Source organism: Agrobacterium bohemicum, from assembly GCF_001562555.1.
Lineage (GTDB): Bacteria > Pseudomonadota > Alphaproteobacteria > Rhizobiales > Rhizobiaceae > Agrobacterium > Agrobacterium bohemicum.
This window is the reverse complement of record NZ_KQ961029.1, coordinates 68904-88975: the sequence shown is the minus strand read 5'-3', so window position 1 is coordinate 88975 and position 20072 is coordinate 68904. Positions and strand designations below refer to the sequence as shown.

Here is a 20072-nt window from a genome sequence, read left to right as displayed (position 1 = left end):
TAGCCTACTTCTTAGCGAAATTGCGCGAGATGTAGTGGAACAGCGCCCGTATCGCCTGTGCCTCGCCACCGATGGAAGAGTACGGACGTTCGCTCAAAGACCAGCCGTAAATATCGAAATGCGCCCACTTCTTGGTCTGCGTTACGAAACGCTTCAGGAAGAGGGCTGCGGTGATCGAACCCGCCATGCCACCGGCAGGCGCGTTGGTGATATCGGCTGCGCGTGAGCGGATGTCCTTGTCGTAACCCATGTAAAGCGGGAGGCGCCACAAGGGATCGTCCATATCTATGCTGGCATCGGCAATGCTGTGCGCAAGGTCTTCGTCATCGGTGAAAAATGGTGGTACGTCCGGGCCGAGCGCAACGCGGGCAGCGCCGGTCAGCGTTGCCATGTCGATCATCAAATCAGGCGCATCTTCATCGGCATAGGCCAGTGCATCGGCCAGAACGAGACGGCCTTCGGCATCCGTGTTGTCGATTTGAACCGTCAGGCCCTTGCGGCTTTGATAGATATCGCCGGGGCGGAAGGCATTAGACGATATGGAGTTTTCGACCGCCGGCACAATGACGCGCAGGTTGATAGGAAGGCGCGCATCCATGATCATCAGCGCCAGGCCGAGAACATTAGCCGCTCCGCCCATGTCCTTCTTCATCAAAGCCATGGACGATGACGGCTTGATATCGAGCCCGCCCGTGTCGAAACAAACGCCCTTGCCGACCAGAGTCAGGCTTGGATTGCCCTTTTTGCCCCAGGTCATTTCCAACAGACGTGGCGCGCTTTCGCTTGCGCGGCCAACGGCGTGGATCAATGGGAAGTTTTCTTTCAGCAGGTCTTCACCGGCTATGACGCTAAACTGCGCCTTGTAATGGGCAGCCAGACTGCGAAATGCGATTTCTAGTTCGTCCGGCCCCATGTCGTTGGCGGGGACGTTGATAAGATCGCGCGCCAGATAGACACCGGCCAGAATACGCTTGATTTCTGCATCTTCGGCATCGCGTGGAATGAGCAGCTTTGCGCCGTTGCTCTTCACCGCGCGGTACTTGTCGAAACGATAGGCGCCAAGGCCAAAGCCCAGCATCAGACGGTTGACCGTGAGTGGCGCGGTTTCAATATGCCAGTCGCCCTCGGGCAACTCCCTCGCCAGTTTGCCGGTAATGAAAGGAAGCTCGGAAGGGTTGGTACCAAGGCCGAGAAGTGCGCCGCCCAATGCGCCCTCCGCCGAGGGTATCAGAAGAATCGCGCCTGCCTCGGCTTTAAAGCCCGCCTTGTGGGCCCAATCCAGCGCAATCGGATCAATCGCACCCTGTTCGATATGGGCAGGCGTGACGGCGAAGACCGGTAGCGTTTTGCCCGCTTTTGAACTGAAAGGTGTGGTGCGTTCAATAAATTGATAGGGGGGCATGGGCTGCTTTCGTAAAGGTATGGAATCAGCAAATTAACACTCTGTTAGGGTTAACAGATTATTGCTGGAGCGAGGGTTGCGTCGAGGGAAATCACGTCGCGCCGAAAATTTTCCGATCCAACCCGAGAGCCGGGGCAATGTCATGATTGCTGTTTCCAACATTTCAGCCCGTTCGACGACGTTACTGCGCGGTGTGTGCGCTGCTGCGCTGGCCCTTGCTCTCGCAGGCTGCTCCACCACCAAACCGGATCGCATGTCGACAGGGTCTATCCCGGCGGTCTCGCGCTCCTATGATCAGATGAACATGGATCAGTTGCGCCAAGTGGAAGCATCCACCGGACGAGCTTATGCCGCAAATCCGAAGGACCGCAACACCGGTCTCAACTACGCCAACCTTCTCATGATGACCGGCAAGAACACCCAAGCGCTCGCCGTCATGCAGCAGGTTGCTATCGCCTACCCGTCTGATCGTGAAGTGCTCGCATCCTATGGTAAGGCGCAGGCCGCTGCCGGGCAACTGGAGCAGGCGCTCAACACCATCAACCGCGCGCAGACACCGGATCGCCCCGACTGGCGTCTTTATTCCGCCGAAGGTGCGGTTCTGGATCAACTCGGCCGCTCGAATGAGGCGCGCTCCAAGTATCGTCAGGCTTTAGACCTGAAGCCCAACGATCCCAGCATTCTTTCCAATCTCGGCATGTCCTACGTGCTCCAGAGCGACCCACGCACAGCTGAAACCTATATGCGCTCCGCAGCGTCGCAGCCGGGAGCCGACAGCCGAATCCGGCAGAACCTCGCGCTTGTCGTCGGCCTTCAAGGACGCTTCGAAGAGGCGGAACGCATCGCCGTGCAAGAACTGTCGGCTCAGCAGGCACAGGCCAATCTGACGTATCTCAGAGGTATGTTGTCCCAGCAGAACGCATGGTCGCAACTCTCGGACAAAAACAAGAAAACCGCTACGAACTGATGGTTCTATGCAAACAAAAAACGCGGCCACCATGGCCGCCTTTTTCGTTTGCGCCGGGGCCGATCTCAGAACGAGTCGGATACGCGGATACCGGCAGGGCCGAGGATAACCGCGATCAGGACGGGTAGAAAGAACAGGATCATCGGCACCGTCAGTTTCGGTGGTAGTGCAGAGGCCTTTTTTTCCGCCTCGTTCATGCGCTCGTCACGACCTTCCTGCGCCAGAACGCGTAGCGCCTGAGCCAAGGGTGTACCATAGCGCTCAGCCTGGATAAGCGCCTGGACAACGCTTTTAACACCATCCAGCTGCGTGCGAAGCCCGAGGTTTTCGAGTGCTGTACGCCGGTCCTGCAGGAACGAAAGTTCCGCTGTCGTCAAAACCATTTCCTCTGCGAGCGCAGGCGATTGGTCAGCCATTTCTTCGGCTACACGGCGCATCGCGGCTTCCATGGAGACGCCTGACTCCACGCAGATCAGCATCAGGTCCAAGGCATCAGGCCAAGCGCGTTTGATGGATTTCTGGCGCTTGGACATCTGGTTGGAAACAAAGATGTTGGGCGCGTAAAAGCCAAGGTAACCAACGACCAGAACCACCATCAGGCGCACGCCAAATGGTCGTTCAGGCAGGTTTCCCATGACGAAAACCCACAAAAAGGCCAATATGAGAAAGACGAACGGAAGAATAAACCGTGCTGCGAGAAACGTGTTCAGCGCATTCTGGGATCGATAGCCCGCAGCGCGCAGCTTGTTGACGGTATTGGCGTCAATCAGAGCTTCACGCAGGTTGAAGCGCTCGACAATCCGGCTCGCCGACTTGTTGTTGTTGGCGCGTAGCGATGCCTTGCTGCTCTTGGCCGCTTCGTTCATGCGGTCGCGTTCCCGGCTTCTGATCTGGTCCCGCTCCGTGGACACTGCCTTCATGCGCTTGTTCAGATCGCCTTTTTCTAAATACGGAATGGCAAGCGTATAAAACGTCGCAAACACGGCGACAGAAACGAGAATGGCGATGATCAGGTGCGGGTTGGTCAGGTTCGATACGAGTTCTTGCGACATGCTTTTCCGCCTCAAATATCGAAGTTGATCATCTGGCGCATGACGACGATACCGATGGACATCCAGATTGCCGAGGCACCCAGAATGAGATGACCACGCGGATCGGTAAACAGCACCATGATATAGTCCGGCGACGTGAGATAGACGAGCGTCGCCACGATGAAGGGAAGGGCACCGATGATGACGGCGGATGCCTTGGCCTCCATGGAAAGAGCGGCCACCTTGGCCTTCATCTTGCGCCGTTCGCGCAACACTTTGGAAAGATTGGCCAGCGCTTCGGAAAGGTTACCGCCTGCCTGTGCCTGGATGGTGATGACGGTGCCAAAGAAGTTCACTTCCGGCAAAGGCATGGTCAGCATCATACGGTTGATCCCTTCCGGAATACTCATGCCCACTTGCTGCGCTTCCACCACTCGCTGAAACTCGCTTTTGACCGGCTCCTGCCCGTCCGAAGCAATCAACCGAACAGAGTCGTTCAACGGCAGACCTGATTTGATGGAGCGATACATCACATCAAGCGCGTTGGGGAACTCTTCGAGAAACTTGTTCTGTCTTCGCTTGACCAGAAAGCCGAGCACCCACCGCGGCAGGCCGAGTGCGCCAACGATACCTCCACCCAGCGCCAGAAGAAGAGGTGCGCCGTACATCAGGGCGACCAGAAAAACAGCAAGCCCAAGACCACCACCCAGTACATAGAACTTCTTGACAGACATCGTCAGACCGGCCTGAATGAGCCTCGCGCGCACGCTCTTGTCTTTTCTGTCCTTGTTTTTTTCGTTCTGTTTCTTTTCAAGATCTTTCAGGTTGTCCTGCACGGATTTGCGCCGCTTGCTCAGTTCCTGAACGCGGTCGCGGGCAACCTTGATCTTGTCCTTGTCGGTTTCCGCGGCCTTGACGCGGCTGACACGGCTTGCGGTTTTCTTCTCGACTTCGATCTGCGGGAACAGGAAGACATAGGCCATCGCTCCTGCCGAAACGGCGACGAGGATCACAAGCAGCATCACCGTCATGTTCATTTTCATTCGCCTTGGCCTGAGAGCGTGACATCATCACGACGCCGGAAAAACTCTCTTTCACTACTCTATTGAGACTTGCTTTCCATTTCATCGAGCGCTGCGGCAAGCCGCTTCTCCTCGTTGAAATAGCGGGCGCGGTCCCAGAAATGCGGTTTGCTGATACCGGTCGACACGTGACGACCGATGATCCGGCCATTGGCGTCTTCACCGTCCATTTCGTAACGCATCAGATCCTGGGTGATGATCACGTCACCTTCCATGCCCAGAACCTCTGTCACCTGGGTGATGCGGCGTGAGCCATCGCGAAGGCGCGCAGCCTGAATGACGATATCCACCGATGACGAAATGATCTCTCGCACGGTTTTTGAAGGCAGGCTGAAGCCGCCCATGGCGATCATCGATTCCATTCGGCTCAGGCATTCACGCGGCGTGTTGGCGTGGATTGTTCCCATGGAGCCGTCATGACCGGTGTTCATAGCCTGCAGCAGATCGAAGACCTCGGGTCCGCGAACTTCGCCGACGATGATGCGCTCAGGCCGCATACGCAGGCAGTTCTTGACGAGGTCACGCATGGTGATCTCGCCTTCACCCTCGATATTCGGCGGGCGCGTTTCCAGCCGTACCACATGCGGCTGCTGAAGTTGAAGTTCGGCAGTGTCTTCGCAGGTAATAACGCGTTCGGTCTTGTCGATATAGCTCGTCAGGCAGTTGAGGAGCGTCGTTTTACCCGAACCTGTGCCGCCTGAGATGACCACGTTGCAACGCACACGACCAATGATCTGCAGCAGAACCGCTCCTTCCGGCGTGATCGCACCGAAGCGCACCAGCTGGTCGAGTGTGAGCTTGTCCTTCTTGAACTTTCGGATGGTCAGTGCCGGGCCATCGATGGCAAGAGGCGGCGCGATGACGTTGACGCGTGAGCCGTCCGGCAGGCGGGCGTCACAAATCGGGCTCGATTCATCCACGCGACGTCCGACCTGACTGACGATGCGCTGACAGATAGACAGAAGCTGAGCGTTGTCACGAAAGCGAATATCGGATTCGATAGTCTTGCCGTTGACTTCGATGAAGGTCTGGCCGGAGCCATTCACCATGATATCGGCGATGTCGTCGCGAGCCAGAAGTGGCTCCAGCGGACCGTAACCCAGAACGTCGTTGCAAATGTCTTCCAGCAGTTCTTCCTGCTCGGAAATCGACATCGCGAAATTCTTGATGGTGATGATATCATTGACGATATCGCGAATTTCCTCGCGTGCGCTCTCTGTATCGAGTTTGGCGAGTTGCGACAGATCGATCGTGTCGATCAGCGCCGAGAAGACCTGTGCCTTGGTCTGATAGTAGTCATCCGTCCGTGTCCGCTTGCGCGGCAGGGGCGCTGCCGAATGTGAAGATGCGGCAGTCGGAGGTGGTGTAAGAACCAGCGTGTCTGTCGCGTCCAGGCGCGGCGTCGCCATAGCAGGCGACGGGGCAGGGGTGGATGCCACCTGTCCGGTATTTTGGCTTTTTGGAGAGCCCTCGTTGCCGCGTTTTCCGAACATGTGTTTCTTCCGGTATGTCGCTAGAGGCGCGGAACGCGCTTACTTGCGTTTGATCAAGTCCATGAATTTACCAAGGCCCGCCCGTTTCGTCTTACGGGTGGAGGACCGTCCCGTCACGATGTGAGCGATCTGCGAGAAGGTTTCGGCGATGGGAGATTTCGCATCGATTTCGCTGATCATACGCCCGCTATTGGCGGCATTGCCAAACAGCTGCACATCGAATGGAATAATGGCGACAGGTTGGATTTCCAACGGCTCGAAGAAATCCGCAGGCGCGATCTCCGGGCGTTTGAGCATGCCAACCTGATTGAGCACCAGATGCGGAACCTTGTCGTTGGGCCGCAGCTTTTTGAGCGCGTCCAGCAGGTTCTTGGTGTTTCTGAGATTGGCAAGATCCGGCACTGCTGTAATCACCACCTCGTCCGCTTCCGCCAGCACGGTCTGCGTCCAGTCCGACCAGATATGGGGAACATCGAGAACTGCCACGGGCGCGCTGCGTTGAAGGAGCTCGAGAAGTGGCTGAAACGCCAATCGCTCGAAATCGTAGGACCTGTCGAGGAGAGAGGGGGCGGCCAGCAGGGAAAGATGTTCGGAACATTTGGTCAATAGACGATCAAGGAAAACCTCGTCCAGCCGCTCCGGTGCATAGACCGCTTCCGCAATGCCCTGTGCCGGGTCCTGATCGAAATCGATATTTGCGGTGCCGAAAGGCAGGTCGAGATCGGCCAGTATGGTCTCGGTCGAAAACAACGTCGAAATGCCGAAGGCGCAATTGTGAGCAATCGTGGAGGAGCCGACACCGCCCTTGGCTCCGATGAAAGCGATATTGCGACCCAGTGGCTCCGCCTCGGGATCGACGAAGATCGCCGAGATCGACGCCAGCAAATCCGGCATCTTGACGGGAGCGACCAGATATTCGGAAATACCGTTGCGGATAAGGTCGCGGTAAAGCGTGATGTCGTTGTGGCGGCCGATGATGATAACGCGTGTGGTCGGATCGCAGACTTCCGCAAGCGGGGCCAAATCATTCAGCAGGGTCGAAGGTTCGCGCGCCGTTTCGAGAATGATCAGGTTGGGCGTCGGGCTGGACGAAAACATGGTTGCGGCAGCTTCGACTTCACCATTGGTGGTACGTAAGCTGACCTTGTTCATACGACGGTCGCCCGACAGACGTTCCATCAGCCGTTGCATGCCTTCGCTTTCGCAAAAGGCATGGATCGAGATACGCGGCAGTGGCCGCAAATCGTCCATATCTCCTACGCGCAAGGGCTCTTCGGAGTAAACCTCGTCCGGATTTGCGTGCTGGATATCGTAGTTTACCGGGCTCATTGTTTTTCCTGTCGCCGCGTGCGTTGCGTACTGGACGTCATTCTGTTGTTGCGGTGGTCTTGCCTGAACGATAATTGCCGATCACCACGGAGCGTCGCTCCGCATCGATTGGGCTCATGCCGCGCGGGCCGACGAGATCCATCGGATTTGCCACTTGCGCAGCCAGATTATTCTGGGAGGCGCAGCCGAAATTGTACCAATTCTTGTTGGAATAGGTGTTGTCGGACAAGTCTTCCGGCCATTGTCCGCACTGCCCGGTCATCGCGGTAACGGCGATGTAGCTCAGGCGGATAGGGGCGGCATCGCCGGATGGCGCGGCGCGGTAGGGTGTCTCGACGATTTTTCCCGCCGGTATGCCTGACGATGCAAGTACAGACCGGACCTGGCGTTTAAATATGGATGCCGCCGCCGAATTCACAGAGCCTGTCGGCACCTGGATTTGGACGACGCCTGATGATGTCGCGGTATAGCTCTGGGCAAAGCCTTTGATATTGTCTGCCACGCCCACGGTCAGGCGGTTGTCACCAGCCGATACGGCAATATCCAGGGAGTGCTGGGCTTCCGAAAGCGTGATCGGGTGACGGGTGCGGTAATCATCAGGTATGGCACCCGTCGACATCGGGTCGCGCGCGCAGCCTTGCGCCAGCGCCGCCGTCGTCAAAAGTGCGAGTAACAACCCGCCACGGCGGATGGAAGGACTATCGAAGAAAGGTTTCATCTGATGCATCTTTGTCATTTGTAGATAAACCCTACCGAGCCCTGATAGGGCTGTGTCTGAGCCTGTTGCTTTTTGCTGTAAACCTTGTTCACCCGGTTCATGAAATACATCGCCGCATCATTGTCCGGGTTGAAGTTGTCGTCAGGCCGGGCGATTTCATTGCGCGACACGGGGCGAACCAGATAGGGCGTCGCGATGATGACCAGTTCGGTTTCGTTCCTGATAAAGTCCTTGCTGCGGAACAGTGTTCCGAGGACCGGCACCTTGGAGACGCCGGGTATGCCGGACATGGCCTGGCGAACATTGTCTTGCACCAGACCAGCGATCACGATCGATCCACCGGATGGAAGCTCCACGCTTGTGGACGCTTCGCGCTTGCGGATCGACAAATAGGTGCTGCCGGGAACATTGATGCTGCTGCCATTGCCCGTCACTGCGCTGCCTTCGTAGGTCGGCTCGGACACATTGGTTTCGATTTTCAGGCTGATCCGTCCAGGAGAAAGCACAACTGGCCGGAAATTGAGCTCGATGCCGTAATCGACCGTATCGGTCGAGCGCGTGACGGTTGGCCGCCCAGTGGCATCGTCAATCGAAACCTGCTGCTCAGCGGGCAGGCGAAACTCCCCGCCAACATAGAATTTGGCTTGCTCACCAGAAATGGCGGTGAGGCTTGGTTCTGCAAGCGTGCGCATGACACCTGCTTGTTCCATAGCGTTGAAATAGCTGCCAAGCGTCAATTTGCCGATGGTACCGGCCACATTTCCCGTACCAGCAAGGCCGATTGCGTTGCCGAGGTTCGACGGGTTGGAGAAGGAAATACGTCCACCCAAATCGCTGCCCGTACCGCTGATCGATCCGTTGAAGCCGAGTTGCTTCAAAACCTGACGGCTGACTTCGGCAACGGTCACCTTCAACGTGACCTGATCTTCACCCTCGATTGTCAGCATGTTGACGATGGAGGATTGCTGACGGTCTTCGGCGAAAATCGCGACAGCGCCGTCGCCATTGCTCTGGCTTGTCTCGGTGATATTGCGCGTGGTGGCCTCACCGCCCTTCAGAAAGGCGGAGGCCAGCTGAACGGCGCGGGCGGAATCCTGCGGCGTCCGCACGCTGCCCGACAGCACGATGTTGTCTGAGACGATCTCGACTCGAATGTCGGATTCTGGAATGAACCGGCGCAAGTTGGCTTGAAGGCCGGAAATATCCCGCTCGACTTCCAAATCGAGGCTGACGATTTCCTGGCCCTGGTCACCGAAGATGAAGATATTCGTCTGGCCAACCGACTTGCCGAACAGATAAATGCGCCGCGAACTGCGCGTTACGGCATCTGCCATGCTGGGGTCGGCAACGAGAATGTCGTGGGCGTCCTGCGGCAGGTCGATGACAAGTGCCTTGTTCAAGCCCAGCTTCAGGCGCTTGCGGACACCTTGGCCACTTTCATTGATCCGCACGATGCTGGCGCTCTGGGCAAGCGCCTCATGCGTCGACAGGCCGGAAGGCATGTTCATTCCGGGAAAACCAGAAAAGGCGATGCAAAAAGCGATGCCGCCGGTAACGGAGGAGCGCATAACCTGTTTCAGGCGCCAAAATCCATGAGATACGATCATTGTGACGACCCTCCCTGTCCTTCCCGGACGATCGAGCCGGATTTGATAACTTGAATGGCCGGTCGCCCCGAGCCACCGCTCAAGAGATAATTGGCCGATGTCGTATCGCTGTCCTGAGCGTCGGCAACTGAGCGCAGGGAAAGCGTCAAGCGGTCCGCCATCTGCTGTGCGACAATCATGATTTTTGCCTGCTCGGGCGTCAGTTCCAGGGTTGCGGTTGCGCCAACGACAGCGGTCGTGCCGTCTTCGCCTTCCTTGATCTGCTGATCGATGGCAAGGACGCGGACATTGTTCAAAACGTTTTCGGTCAGGAAACTTCCAGCGTCACCCTTGCGAACCATGATCACGTCGACCCGGTCGTTCGGTAGCACAAAGCCACCGGCACCCGTGGCGACGGAAATTTCCGTGGCGACGGCACGCATCCCCGCCGGCAAAAGAGCGGACATGATGCGTGTGCTGGAATCGACCACTTTTTCTGGTCTTAACGGCTCGCCTTCGAACAAAGGCAGGCGCACGATGGACCCGGTCAATTCTGTGATAGCGTCTGGTCGCTTGGTTTCGGTGACAAAGTTATCGTTGATACTGCCTTGTGGCCACTGCGCCCAGCGCACGGAGTCTGCACTCAGACGGCTTCCCACTGGCAGATTGACCGAGGAAACCAGCACATTGACCGTCGGCTCTTTCTGGATGATGGCTTCCGCCTGTTCAACGACCTGCTGAGGACCGCCAAGCTGCATCGCCAGCAAACCGGCAAGACCAGCGGCAACAATAGCAACGGAGAGTATGATGACACGTGACGGTTTCATGCTTGGGCCTTGAGGGAGTCAGAATCTCTGATCTCAACCTTGGCCCGCCATTGGTGTAATTATAGTTAATAAAATCTGTCGCGTCGTGGTTAATGAGAAATAAACAACACGATTATTGGAAATGTGCCGTCAAAGCATGTGCTGCATGGCGAGTTGCACGATGGGCGCTTCGGGGTAGGTCAGGAGGCCCCCGATAGCGATAGCTATGCCGTAAGGCACTTTCTTTGCAACTAGAAGTGAATCAGGAATTGGCAAGCCGCTTGCCATGATTTCTTGCTTACGGGAGCGCAGTAGTAAAATCGCGAGAGTAAGAACTCCACCAACAATAGCAACGCAGATCAAAAATGTTGCAAGTGAAGTGTTGAAGCCAAACCAAACAGCCGATGCCGTCAAAAGTTTGGCATCGCCCCCACCCATTGTGTTCATTGCGAACAGCGCGAAACAAGCTGATAGAACGGCAAGGCCTGCGACAAGACTCATGCCTATGCTTTGCCAATCCATCCCTATAATTGAAGCGATTACAATGAAGGAGCCGAAAAGAATCGCCGAGACGCGGTTGGGGATAGTCATTGTTAATAGGTCAGTGATCGCGGCAAACGCCAAACAAAATGGAGGTATCAGCAATATGGCTAATGTGCTCACAATTGTTCCTCCAATATCGGAAACGTCGCCCTCATCTCTAAGGGCGACGATTTGTTATTATATCAGGTTGTTTTTCCAGAAGCTGTGGTCATCTTCGTGGCGATATTGTCAAATACGATCTTTAGCTTGTCGCCAACCGTTGTAGCACCAGCAATGATAGCAACGGAAATCAGCGCTGCAATCAGGCCGTATTCGATGGCGGTCGCGCCGGACTCGTCTTTCATGAAGCGAGCGAAAATCTTTGTCATGCGGGTTCTCCTAAACTCTTCGATTGTTGTTCAGCACGCCGACAACTGTTTTCCGCTGTTCGGTTGATCCCAAATTATAGAAGGTCGATTTCCAACGACTTAAAAAATCTCGTTAAAAATTAGTTAATGGGGGGTGTAGTTGAGCATAGTAAACAATAGATCAAAGTAGAAATTCAATTTTTATACACAGTCCACAATCCTTACTCCTCCAGCTTTTGGACTTTCGTTTAATGTTCCCAAATGCGTTTCAAGGTGGCGCATATCGTGTTCCATTATGGCGCATGGCATATAATGGTTCACCCGCATCCATCTGTCATGGTCGAGGCAGTATCGTATTGGGATTCTGACTTAACGCTTCATTCACCAATGCCGCGCATGGTGATTTCGATGAAATGCGTAACGAGTTAACCGAGGCTGTCTATATCCATGCTGTCCGTTTTTATAGCAAGAATTGCGGCTACCTTGACGGTGCTTATCGCAACGTCATCACCAATTATGGCTGCAGAAAACGACATGTTGCGCGTGTCTATGAACCATGCGCGGGTCCTGAAACTTGATCGTCCCGTCAGCAAGGTCATCATCGGTAATTCCAAAGTCGCAGATGCGACGGTCGCAGATGCAACCACAATCGTCCTCACTGGGCGCAGCTTTGGCACCACAAATCTGGTTCTTCTGGACGCAGATGGGAATGCGATCGTTGATGAGCGTGTGCTGGTGTCGATCGACGAAGGCAACACGGTTCGCGTTTTCCGTCAAACGGCGCGCACGGTTCTTTCCTGCACACCCAATTGCGAAGAGCACTCCACCAACGAGGGTGCTACTGGCGGTGGCCAGTAATATTTATCACTGTATTTTTGGAAAAGAGCATGACGAGCGCGCGGAGCTGTGTTTGCTCGCTTTAACGCCCGTCCAACGTCAAATATATGCCCACAAACGGCACTTAATCGCCCGTCGGGCAGTGCTTTTTCACATCAAATTTTCAGGTAAGTTGTTGATCTGGCTAAGATCAAGAATGGAATGGTGCCCAGAAGAGGACGGGTCTCACTCTCGATAGTGATATTGTTTTCATTGTGTTTTTCCTGATTTTCTCATTGATGTGTGTATCAGTTTTGTGTATCAGTATCGTTAACAACGAAAGACGCTTGTTATCATGTAGGGGTACATAGGAATGAACATAAAAATCGGCGAGTCCGTCGTTTTTGAAAAACTACCGAGTGGCTTTTACGCAAAGTTATTCAAAAATGAGATTTGTTGGACGCGAGGTATAGGACTCGCAGTATCATATTACTCTTACAAGCGCCGCGCTTACAGGCAAGGCCAGTTCCGGGCCGGATTAGTTCACGACTAACTCATCAACGATGCTGACCAACACGGGACCATCACCATAAATGAAAAAGGCCACAGTCTCACTACCTGTGGCCTTTATCGTAACCCTCTAGCGAAGGGGCTTCTCGATTACGCCAATGCGCTCCCGAAGCCAGGCGTGGCCAAATTTCGAAAGCTTGCACATGACACCCCACACCACATCGTATGCGTTCCAAACATGCGAAATCAGAACCGTAGAGATCGACGGCGTCTTCTGGTTTCTTGGGACAGATATTCTCAAGACCCTCTACGGCACGGATGTCGGATACTGGCGTTCGTACTTGGCGTTGAAAGAGAGCCAACGCCGTATCATCAAGAGAGAGACCATAGGCTTCTCGGCTGGCAGGGACATGACCATCATTTCTACGGCTGGTCTCGACGCGCTCTTATCGCGCAGCAAAAAGCCGATTGCCCATGAAATGCGCTACTGGCTCCGCGCTGTCGGCTTTCCGCGTTGTGCTGACCAATAAGAGTGACCCACTGGGACAATCATTCGACAATCCGATTTCTGGAAAGAGACATCATGACACCTTTCACTCTATCTCTCACCGACACAGGCCCGCGCGTTCTCGACATCGAGCTTGCCCGTTGGTTGGGTGTCGATAACCTTGGACGTTTTCAGCGTCATATTTTCCTGACCGTGGCACATGCGTTCTGCATCGCAGATAGCGAAAGCCCTGCATGAGTTTGCATCTGGGTACAGCGTGATTGGAAGAAAGCAGGACTTTTTCCCCATGCATGTCGGTGTTGGCAAAAAGGTTAGCTTTTGGCTTCCGATGGTGCTGGCAGTAGAGCAGCAGCCGCATGTGATTTTTGTCGACCCACGCCGAACAAAAGGGCTCACCAAGGTAGGCCGCAGGTTTGCGTTTTCAATGATGCATGAGCGTATCCGTGTAGCTGATGATGACTTTGCAGACGTTAGGTTGGGCATTGTTCGTTTCCAAGATAACGACGAAGGTGATGGACGGTCTGTGCAGTTGTACACTGACACAGGCGTTGAGCTTTTTTCCCTTGATGAGCTAGAAAGCATGGTTGCCGACACCTACAGGATTTGGCAGGAGGTTTGGGAAGAGCGAACAACGGAAACCCGGCGTAAGGGAACAGGCACTGGGGGCTTGTTCTGAAGCAAGTGTGGGGCAGGATGAGACAAATCGGCAATGGAAAACGATCTTTTTCCCAATGCAATTGCCCCTAAGACTAGTCTACAGCTAGACGAGCTAATATTGCGTGATGCTGCACTCTTTGCTTTTCCAGTTACCGAGTGGGAGAAGCGCGCTTATACAGAGGTAATCTCCCTGCCGCGCGTGGTCGTAACTCGCCCACCAAGAGATCAACTTTTAGCGGCTGACATGGTGCCGTACGACTGCCACACTAATTGCTCTACGCAAGAAGCAAATGACCCCAGTAGGCTGAGTCGTCATGTCTTTGGGTGGATGGTCTGTGGTTCCGATCTGATACTGCATTCTGTGGTCAAGATGGGTAGCCAGTGGCTCTGCCTCACGCCGCAGTTAGTAGAACTGGCCCCACGCTTCGAGTTCGTCCCAGACGCCCGTATAGAGTGGCGGGATGCTGACGATGGGGTTTCGCGTGTTGCTTACCGACACGGCAAGGTGCTTCCTGAGACTTTGAGGAAAGACCCTGAGCATCACATAAGAATGCGTGACGAGTTGCTCCAGCTAGTAGCGTCTGGCCTTTCGGTTATTGAGGCCCGCGACATCGTGGCATACAGAAGTTCGAATCAGGGGGAGGGCGAAAGTGGCGGAAGCGAAAGAGGGTGAGCTTTTCACTAGGAGTTATCAGCGAAGCCCCACAAAGCTCTCTGACAGCATAAAGGCCCGGAGAAGAGTGGCGGCTCGCTTTTTGGCCAGTATGAGCGTGGACCAGCTAAATAAGTTTCCCCTCATCGTTAAGGGAGAGCTTGGCGCTGAGTACCCGTATTTTAATGGATGGTTTCACAACGGCTTTTGGGAAAAATCAGACGTTAGCGACTTCCTTAGCGCAATAACTCTGTGGATACGGCAAGCTCCAAATCAGCTTACGGTAGCCCGTGATATTTTGGAGCAAGAGGATTTACATTACAAAATGGATGATAGGGGTGGCATTCATTTCTTGGTCGATGCGGAGTTCTCATCCGCCGTGGAGGCTGCTCTCTCTGGCCTCGACAGGCCTGAATTCACGGCAGCACGAGCGGCTCTACAAGAGGGTTTAAAAGCGCTTTCACCTGTAAAGCAGAGCGGCAAAGGATTGATCCGGGGTGTCTTCGAAGCCGTGGAAAGCTCCTTCCTCGTGGTGATCGGCCCCAATACCGCGAACCGTCTAAACAAGCAGTCAGTGGACGGATGCTTGAAGCTAATCCTTCTTGATCGATACAAAGAGTTTCCCGAAGCTGAGGACAAGGTAGCCCGCGTGCTGGAGACCCTTAATGCTTGGGTCAGGGAGGCCCATCCATACAGGCACGGGGCACCGTTTGAGCAAGTTCATGAAGCTCCCATTGAGCTTGCCTTGCTGTCTGCTACCAGCGGCATGGGCTTCATCAGGTTGTTCGCAGGACTGCGCTGACCTCCCGCGACCTCATCAGGAGGCAATTAGGTAATCTCGTCGCGGTGTGGGATTCGAATTCTGAAAAGGCTACTTTCTCGTCAGAGGAATAACTTGCGCACTATTGCTGCCGTCCTTAGGGCGTCTGAGTGCATCAGTTTTGAACTCAACAATTCTAGCCGTTTCCAGCGTCAGCCAGCCAGCTGGGAGCCCAGATAAGCTTTCGGCATCATGGGGGAACAGCGGAAGGTCGTGGCAAAGAGCCTCTTTACTGATTTGGCCTTCATCGACCAAAGCCCGAAAGACATCAGCTAATAAGCTGGGTTGCTGCAGCGGCCAAACATCATCGTAGGGTTCGCCCTTCGAAGAGTATCCTTTAGAGCTATAAATTTTAAAGAGTCGCTGTGAGGATAGGGGGTCTAAAATATCCAGCCGCTTGAGCCGCATGATCTGAGCTTTTATCGATACCTTCCAGCGTGCCTTAAGGCGCTCAAGTTCCCATATAGCTCCAGAGTCAACCTCGACACTGAATTGACTTGCGGGCAGCAGGAATGCCGACGCAAAGCTATGCGCTTGATCCTCAATGAGCTTGAAGTTTTCTTCGAACTCGCTTTCGGTTATCTGCCTGTGCAGAAGGATATGGCCCAGCTCATGAGCTGTATCGAATTGACGGCGTGCGAAAGATTGTTTGTCATTAGCTAAGAGTATGTAGGGCCTTCCGTCTTGGCCCCAACGGCTGAGACCATCCAGTCTATCCGTTTCCATCTGCTCAGCCGCTACGATGATGCCAATACCCTCAACGAACGCTACTACGTCCAGTACAGGCTTGAGGCCAAGTCCCCAGTGTTCTCTTGCGGCTTGTGAGAGGGCTTCTATATCCTCATTCCTGAGCGACTTAAAGCTTCGACCACCCATCAAATCCGGCACATTCACTTCCGGCAGATAAGCGTAGTGCTCAGCTACCGCTGTGATGTCTTCCAGCCACGCCAGCCGCGCATGCTGGATGAGTCTGTCACTTTTCAAAGCGCCAGCAAATGATCTAAAGAAAGAAGGACCAGCGCCATCTGATCGCGGCGTTAGAAAGAAGTCCTCTGGGACAGCAAGTAGTGTGGAAAGCTCAGACAACGCTTGCGGCTCCGGGAAAGAGTCACCTTCTTCCCAGCGCTGCACTGTGCTAGCTGCACGCTGCATCATATCGGCAAGAGCTTTTCGCGATGAAATGCCCCGTGCTTGTCGTGCTTCGGCAAGCTTGGCTCCCACAAATGTCTGTATTCCGCTACGCACTTCTCATTCCTAAATCACTTCTCGCTCTGATCGCGTGACGCATCCCCATTTGTGTCCTTGAAGCTACCCTTCACGGGTTTGAGCATCACGGGACGCTTAACGACAGGAACAGCTCCCACACCGTAACCAGCAAGAAATTCATCGATATCCGATTGATAGATGAAGGTTTCCTGTCTGCTATCCAAAACGGACAAGGTTAGAGACGCCAGCTTTCCAAGCACGTTGGGATCGCGCCTCACCATGATAACGGCCATTCGTTTCCTATCACTGAACATTTCAGGCGGATGGAAAAGATCAGCCGAAAGGCCACGGTTTTGATAGCAAAGGGCCCTGCGTGTTGCGTTTTTAACAGGTGTATCTGTTAGCTCTCTATGCGAGGCGAAGCCGACCATTGTATGGCCAAAGACGCCGGTAGTGAGGTGGACAGGGGCAAGCGCAATCTCATCGGGTGCGTACTCCACAGGAACGGATTTCACAAACTCAGCGCCGTTCCGGGCGAGTATCCCCTCAAAGGCTTCATCGATAATATTGTGTCGCATAAGACCCACCGCCCTACTTTGGCGGAAACGGGACAATGGCACCCCATCCACTATGGCTGTGTGCGAGGTGCTTACGGCAACGTCTGCTTGCTCGGCAGCACAGGGGAACATTGTCTTCACTTCAACGAGCGCATTGCGGGGAATGTCTCGTCTTATCGCGGCTTCAAACTCTAATCTACGCTCATCGGGAATCATGTAGCTTTCCTTATGCTATGCATGTCGATTTTGCATTAAGCGGAAAATAGCCACATAATTTTGCACTTTGCAAGCGCCTTGATGTTCTTACCACAGGAATTATAGCCTTCCGACTTCCACAGGGGTCACGTATCTCAGAGTTAATCACGTAGCAGCTGCGGCGAGCTTTCCCCCGGCCCCGCTCTCATAATGGGGGAGCATCCCACCCCCTGTCGCGCTCAGACCGTGGGGGCTGCTGCGGGGGTGACAGGGGCTCATCCCAATCCAGCTCAGCTTGGGTCAGTAGCTCTTCGTATCGCCGGATGATTGTCTCTGTCTGAGGCCGCAGCAAGGAAGCCGTAGACCGCCATTCGTGCAGCTTCCTTAAGGCCAGCTCCCAGTCAGCCCAATTGCTGCCCTTCTCAACCGTCGGCTTGTAGCCTTCTGCCATTTCATGCAGCTGTTTCGCTTGGGTGAACATCGTGGTCAGAGTGGTAGAACAGCTTGCTGGTATCTCCGGTTGGTCTGGGTAGAGAACTTGAAGCCGCCGCATGATGCCAGGCATTGCTGTAGCCACCATGTTGGCCGCTTGTGCAGCCTCTGCTGACACCTCAGAGACAAGGCGGTAGGCTTCTATCCTCCGGTCACTGGCTTTACTTGCCCGCTCTCGCTGGATGCCTAATGCCGCTAAGATAATTGAGAGGAAGTCCATAAGGTGGCTCTTAGTTCAACTCAGCAAGGACGTTCTGGCTTTCACACTTGGCGTACGCTTTGGCATCGTTAGCGAAGGTTATGGCCTCGTTCGCTGCGTCAACGGCTTCATTGGCAAAGCTGCGCAACTTGGTGAGGTAGGTCTCCACCTCGTTCTGATAGCTGGTTATCTCCCAATCAGAGCAACTATGCTTGCCGGAAAACTTATAGCCAGAGAGACAATAAGGAGCAGTCGGCTTGTGGAAGCTTCCCGGTGCATCAGGTAGCGTCACATCGCCATACGGCTGAGAGCAAAATGCCAGTGCCAAATTAGGAGCCGAAAGGAAGATTGCGCAAAGAAAAGCTACACGCCCCATAACCAAAACCCCCGATGATTGGCGTGAAGCTTATCTTAGGTTGATCTCTCCGAGAAGGGCCTACGCCTGTTTCGGCGCTCTGTCCGCTATAGCGTTAAGGTCTAACTTTGAAATTGCCGCAAGCATCATCGACGTATCGGCATGTACGTACCCACTTGAGTCGTTCTTGTCGCTGTGTCCCTGAATTTTATCAACCAGCTTATCCGAGACCTCTAGCCGCATCATTTCCGATTTGAACCAATGGCGGAACGAATGCGTCGGGGCCTTACGTTCATCAGTGATGCCTAGGTTTCGAACCCAAGCGCCGAGCCTGTTGCTGACGCCTTTCGATGGATGCTTCTGTTCTTCGCGCGTTTTGATCGCTATTTTACCTGAGCGCGCACCATAGAACAGCGGCCCTGCACCGCGTGCACGCACAAAGTCCATAAACCCTGCTGAAATGATATGCGGGTGGAGCGGTACAATGCGCTCAGAACCTACATTCTTTAAGGTGCCGCCGTCCGGTGCCGGTTGGAAACGGATGCAAGGGTGTCCGTGATCATCAGTCACGATCATTCCACCCCAAAGCTGCGCCACCTCAGCTACACGCGCGCCTGTCTGAGCTTGAAGCCACGGTATCCACCTCAGATGATTGAGAGGCGCGGCGCGCGCTGCATTGAGGATTGTGGCAACTTCGGCGGTGGAGAAAGGTAGGCGCGTGGTCCCTGCCAGAACTTTCTGCTTTGCCTTCACGCCATCGAATGGATTGTGCCTTATCCCGGTCGTTTCACTGTTGCTCATGCCAAAACGATAGAGCGTGTTGAAAGTCGCAAGATACGTCGATGAGACCTTCTTACGCCCTTCATTGACGAGCGCATCTTTCCATCGCTGCGCATCGACTCTTTCGACTCTGTGCGGGTCGTCGTGGCCCACGAACGTCTTGAAGCGGTTGATATAGCCGCGCCATGTCGAGATAGTAGATGCTGCCCTTTTGCTTTCAGCTTTCCAACGATCAAACAAATCGTCGAAGGTTTTAACTTGCCCCTTCGACGGCGCTGTATGCGCTCCCGGTCGGCCCGTATTCCATTCAGGAAACTTTGCCGCGACCTGATCTGGCTTATAATTTCCGCGCGCGCGATCCATCAAAGTACCCATCGCATCGGCAACGGTCTCTGGTAACGCTCTCACGAAGTCTGCGTAGCTTTTTTCAGTAAGTTGTATCTGATTGGATGCTAGGAAAATATCGACCTCAAACAACGGACGTATCGTGTCAACGGCGCGCGGAAGGCCGAAAGACTTGCTCAACGCAAAGCATTCCTCCGTCGCAATGAGAATGGCCTTCCACTGTTCGAACTCCGACCACTCCGCATCCTTCGTTATAGGCGGCGGATTGTCCTCATGCTTTGCCATCAGCTGGCGATAGGCTAGCCCAAGGACGGCTTGCAGCTGGCGATGGTTCAAGTCTACCGGCCCACGTCTCGCGGCGTCGAGAAAGGTTGTTACGGCTCCGAGAGCGGCGGCGTGACGTACGCTGATCAGTCTCGGGTCTTTTGTCTTGAGAGAGAATTTTATCTCAGCGCCAATCGTGCAAGAGACACGGAACGTAGCGCGCTCATCAAGGGCGTCAAGAGTAAGCGGAAGGTCAACCGCAAAGTGTTGGCCCTTGAGCTTTTCCACCAAGTCGAGCGGTATGCGGTGTCTGAATTGAGCGTTGTTTGTACCCAAACGCTTGACGGGTCTGACCATTCTAATCACCATGATGTGACGCACTTCTGTGCCTCAGGTGAAGAGCTACATCCCC

At 54.4% G+C, this 20072-nt stretch carries 20 protein-coding genes; 6 read left to right on the top strand and 14 right to left on the bottom strand.

What is annotated here, in order from left to right; translation table 11 throughout:
- Positions 1 to 4: 4 nt before the first annotated feature.
- Complete coding sequence (locus ATO67_RS12600; protein ID WP_067649343.1) at positions 5 to 1402, bottom strand: leucyl aminopeptidase family protein; 1398 nt, start codon at positions 1400 to 1402, stop codon at positions 5 to 7.
- 142 nt (positions 1403 to 1544) lie between these two features.
- On the opposite strand from ATO67_RS12600, the gene ATO67_RS12595 reads away from it, so the two are divergent.
- Positions 1545 to 2369, top strand: a complete 825-nt coding sequence (locus ATO67_RS12595) for a tetratricopeptide repeat protein (RefSeq protein WP_067649340.1) — start codon at positions 1545 to 1547, stop codon at positions 2367 to 2369.
- 65 nt (positions 2370 to 2434) lie between these two features.
- On the opposite strand, the gene ATO67_RS12590 is transcribed toward ATO67_RS12595, so the two are convergent.
- The 9 genes from ATO67_RS12590 to ATO67_RS12550 form a co-directional block, all read right to left on the bottom strand.
- Positions 2435 to 3421 carry a type II secretion system F family protein gene (locus tag ATO67_RS12590; protein WP_067649337.1) on the bottom strand — a complete coding sequence of 329 codons (987 nt, stop codon included), beginning with the start codon at positions 3419 to 3421 and terminating at the stop codon, positions 2435 to 2437.
- 11 nt (positions 3422 to 3432) lie between these two features.
- Positions 3433 to 4437 carry a type II secretion system F family protein gene (locus ATO67_RS12585; RefSeq protein WP_067649335.1) on the bottom strand — a complete coding sequence of 335 codons (1005 nt, stop codon included), beginning with the start codon at positions 4435 to 4437 and terminating at the stop codon, positions 3433 to 3435.
- Between the two features lie 65 nt (positions 4438 to 4502).
- Positions 4503 to 5975, bottom strand: a complete 1473-nt coding sequence (locus tag ATO67_RS12580; protein WP_067649332.1) for a TadA family conjugal transfer-associated ATPase — start codon at positions 5973 to 5975, stop codon at positions 4503 to 4505.
- A gap of 39 nt (positions 5976 to 6014) precedes the next feature.
- Positions 6015 to 7304, bottom strand: a complete 1290-nt coding sequence (locus tag ATO67_RS12575) for a CpaE/TadZ family protein (protein ID WP_067649329.1) — start codon at positions 7302 to 7304, stop codon at positions 6015 to 6017.
- 37 nt (positions 7305 to 7341) lie between these two features.
- Entirely contained in the window at positions 7342 to 8040 is a 699-nt protein-coding gene (locus ATO67_RS12570) for a CpaD family pilus assembly protein (protein ID WP_067649326.1), read from the bottom strand.
- Positions 8037 to 9629: a type II and III secretion system protein family protein gene (locus ATO67_RS12565; RefSeq protein WP_067649323.1), complete on the bottom strand. Its 1593-nt coding sequence runs from the start codon at positions 9627 to 9629 to the stop codon at positions 8037 to 8039. Before ATO67_RS12565 ends, ATO67_RS12570 begins: the two co-directional genes overlap by 4 nt.
- Positions 9626 to 10435: a Flp pilus assembly protein CpaB gene (cpaB, locus tag ATO67_RS12560; protein ID WP_067649320.1), complete on the bottom strand. Its 810-nt coding sequence runs from the start codon at positions 10433 to 10435 to the stop codon at positions 9626 to 9628. The genes ATO67_RS12565 and cpaB overlap by 4 nt, the downstream gene beginning before the upstream one ends.
- Positions 10436 to 10564: 129 nt before the next feature.
- Positions 10565 to 11077 carry an A24 family peptidase gene (locus tag ATO67_RS12555; RefSeq protein ID WP_067649317.1) on the bottom strand — a complete coding sequence of 171 codons (513 nt, stop codon included), beginning with the start codon at positions 11075 to 11077 and terminating at the stop codon, positions 10565 to 10567.
- Positions 11078 to 11139: 62 nt separating this feature from the next.
- Positions 11140 to 11325: a Flp family type IVb pilin gene (locus ATO67_RS12550; RefSeq protein WP_067649314.1), complete on the bottom strand. Its 186-nt coding sequence runs from the start codon at positions 11323 to 11325 to the stop codon at positions 11140 to 11142.
- A 495-nt stretch (positions 11326 to 11820) separates the two neighbouring features.
- Here ATO67_RS12550 and ATO67_RS12545 point away from each other — a divergent pair, with 495 nt between their 5' ends.
- The 5 genes from ATO67_RS12545 (at position 11821) to ATO67_RS12525 (ending at position 15249) form a co-directional block, all read left to right on the top strand.
- Positions 11821 to 12162 carry a pilus assembly protein N-terminal domain-containing protein gene (locus tag ATO67_RS12545; RefSeq protein WP_103087787.1) on the top strand — a complete coding sequence of 114 codons (342 nt, stop codon included), beginning with the start codon at positions 11821 to 11823 and terminating at the stop codon, positions 12160 to 12162.
- Positions 12163 to 12833: 671 nt separating this feature from the next.
- Entirely contained in the window at positions 12834 to 13160 is a 327-nt protein-coding gene (locus ATO67_RS12540; RefSeq protein WP_067649308.1) for a BRO-N domain-containing protein, read from the top strand.
- 53 nt (positions 13161 to 13213) lie between these two features.
- Positions 13214 to 13375: a hypothetical protein gene (locus tag ATO67_RS23115; RefSeq protein ID WP_157940943.1), complete on the top strand. Its 162-nt coding sequence runs from the start codon at positions 13214 to 13216 to the stop codon at positions 13373 to 13375.
- Positions 13338 to 13814 carry a hypothetical protein gene (locus ATO67_RS12535; RefSeq protein WP_158667356.1) on the top strand — a complete coding sequence of 159 codons (477 nt, stop codon included), beginning with the start codon at positions 13338 to 13340 and terminating at the stop codon, positions 13812 to 13814. Before ATO67_RS23115 ends, ATO67_RS12535 begins: the two co-directional genes overlap by 38 nt.
- Positions 13815 to 14445: 631 nt before the next feature.
- The gene (locus ATO67_RS12525; RefSeq protein ID WP_067649301.1) at positions 14446 to 15249 is read left to right on the top strand and encodes a hypothetical protein; all 804 of its coding nucleotides are present in this window, start codon (positions 14446 to 14448) and stop codon (positions 15247 to 15249) included.
- A 69-nt stretch (positions 15250 to 15318) separates the two neighbouring features.
- Here the strand turns inward: ATO67_RS12525 and ATO67_RS12520 are convergent, their stop codons facing one another.
- The 4 genes from ATO67_RS12520 to ATO67_RS12500 form a co-directional block, all read right to left on the bottom strand.
- Positions 15319 to 16512 (bottom strand): helix-turn-helix domain-containing protein, encoded by a 1194-nt coding sequence (locus tag ATO67_RS12520; protein ID WP_157940941.1) that lies wholly within the window; start codon positions 16510 to 16512, stop codon positions 15319 to 15321.
- Between the two features lie 14 nt (positions 16513 to 16526).
- Complete coding sequence (locus tag ATO67_RS12515; RefSeq protein WP_067649295.1) at positions 16527 to 17246, bottom strand: hypothetical protein; 720 nt, start codon at positions 17244 to 17246, stop codon at positions 16527 to 16529.
- Between the two features lie 701 nt (positions 17247 to 17947).
- Complete coding sequence (locus ATO67_RS12505) at positions 17948 to 18292, bottom strand: hypothetical protein (RefSeq protein WP_067649289.1); 345 nt, start codon at positions 18290 to 18292, stop codon at positions 17948 to 17950.
- A 60-nt stretch (positions 18293 to 18352) separates the two neighbouring features.
- On the bottom strand, positions 18353 to 20017 hold the full coding sequence (locus ATO67_RS12500; protein WP_158667355.1) for a site-specific integrase: 1665 nt from the start codon (positions 20015 to 20017) through the stop codon (positions 18353 to 18355).
- Positions 20018 to 20072: the final 55 nt, after the last annotated feature.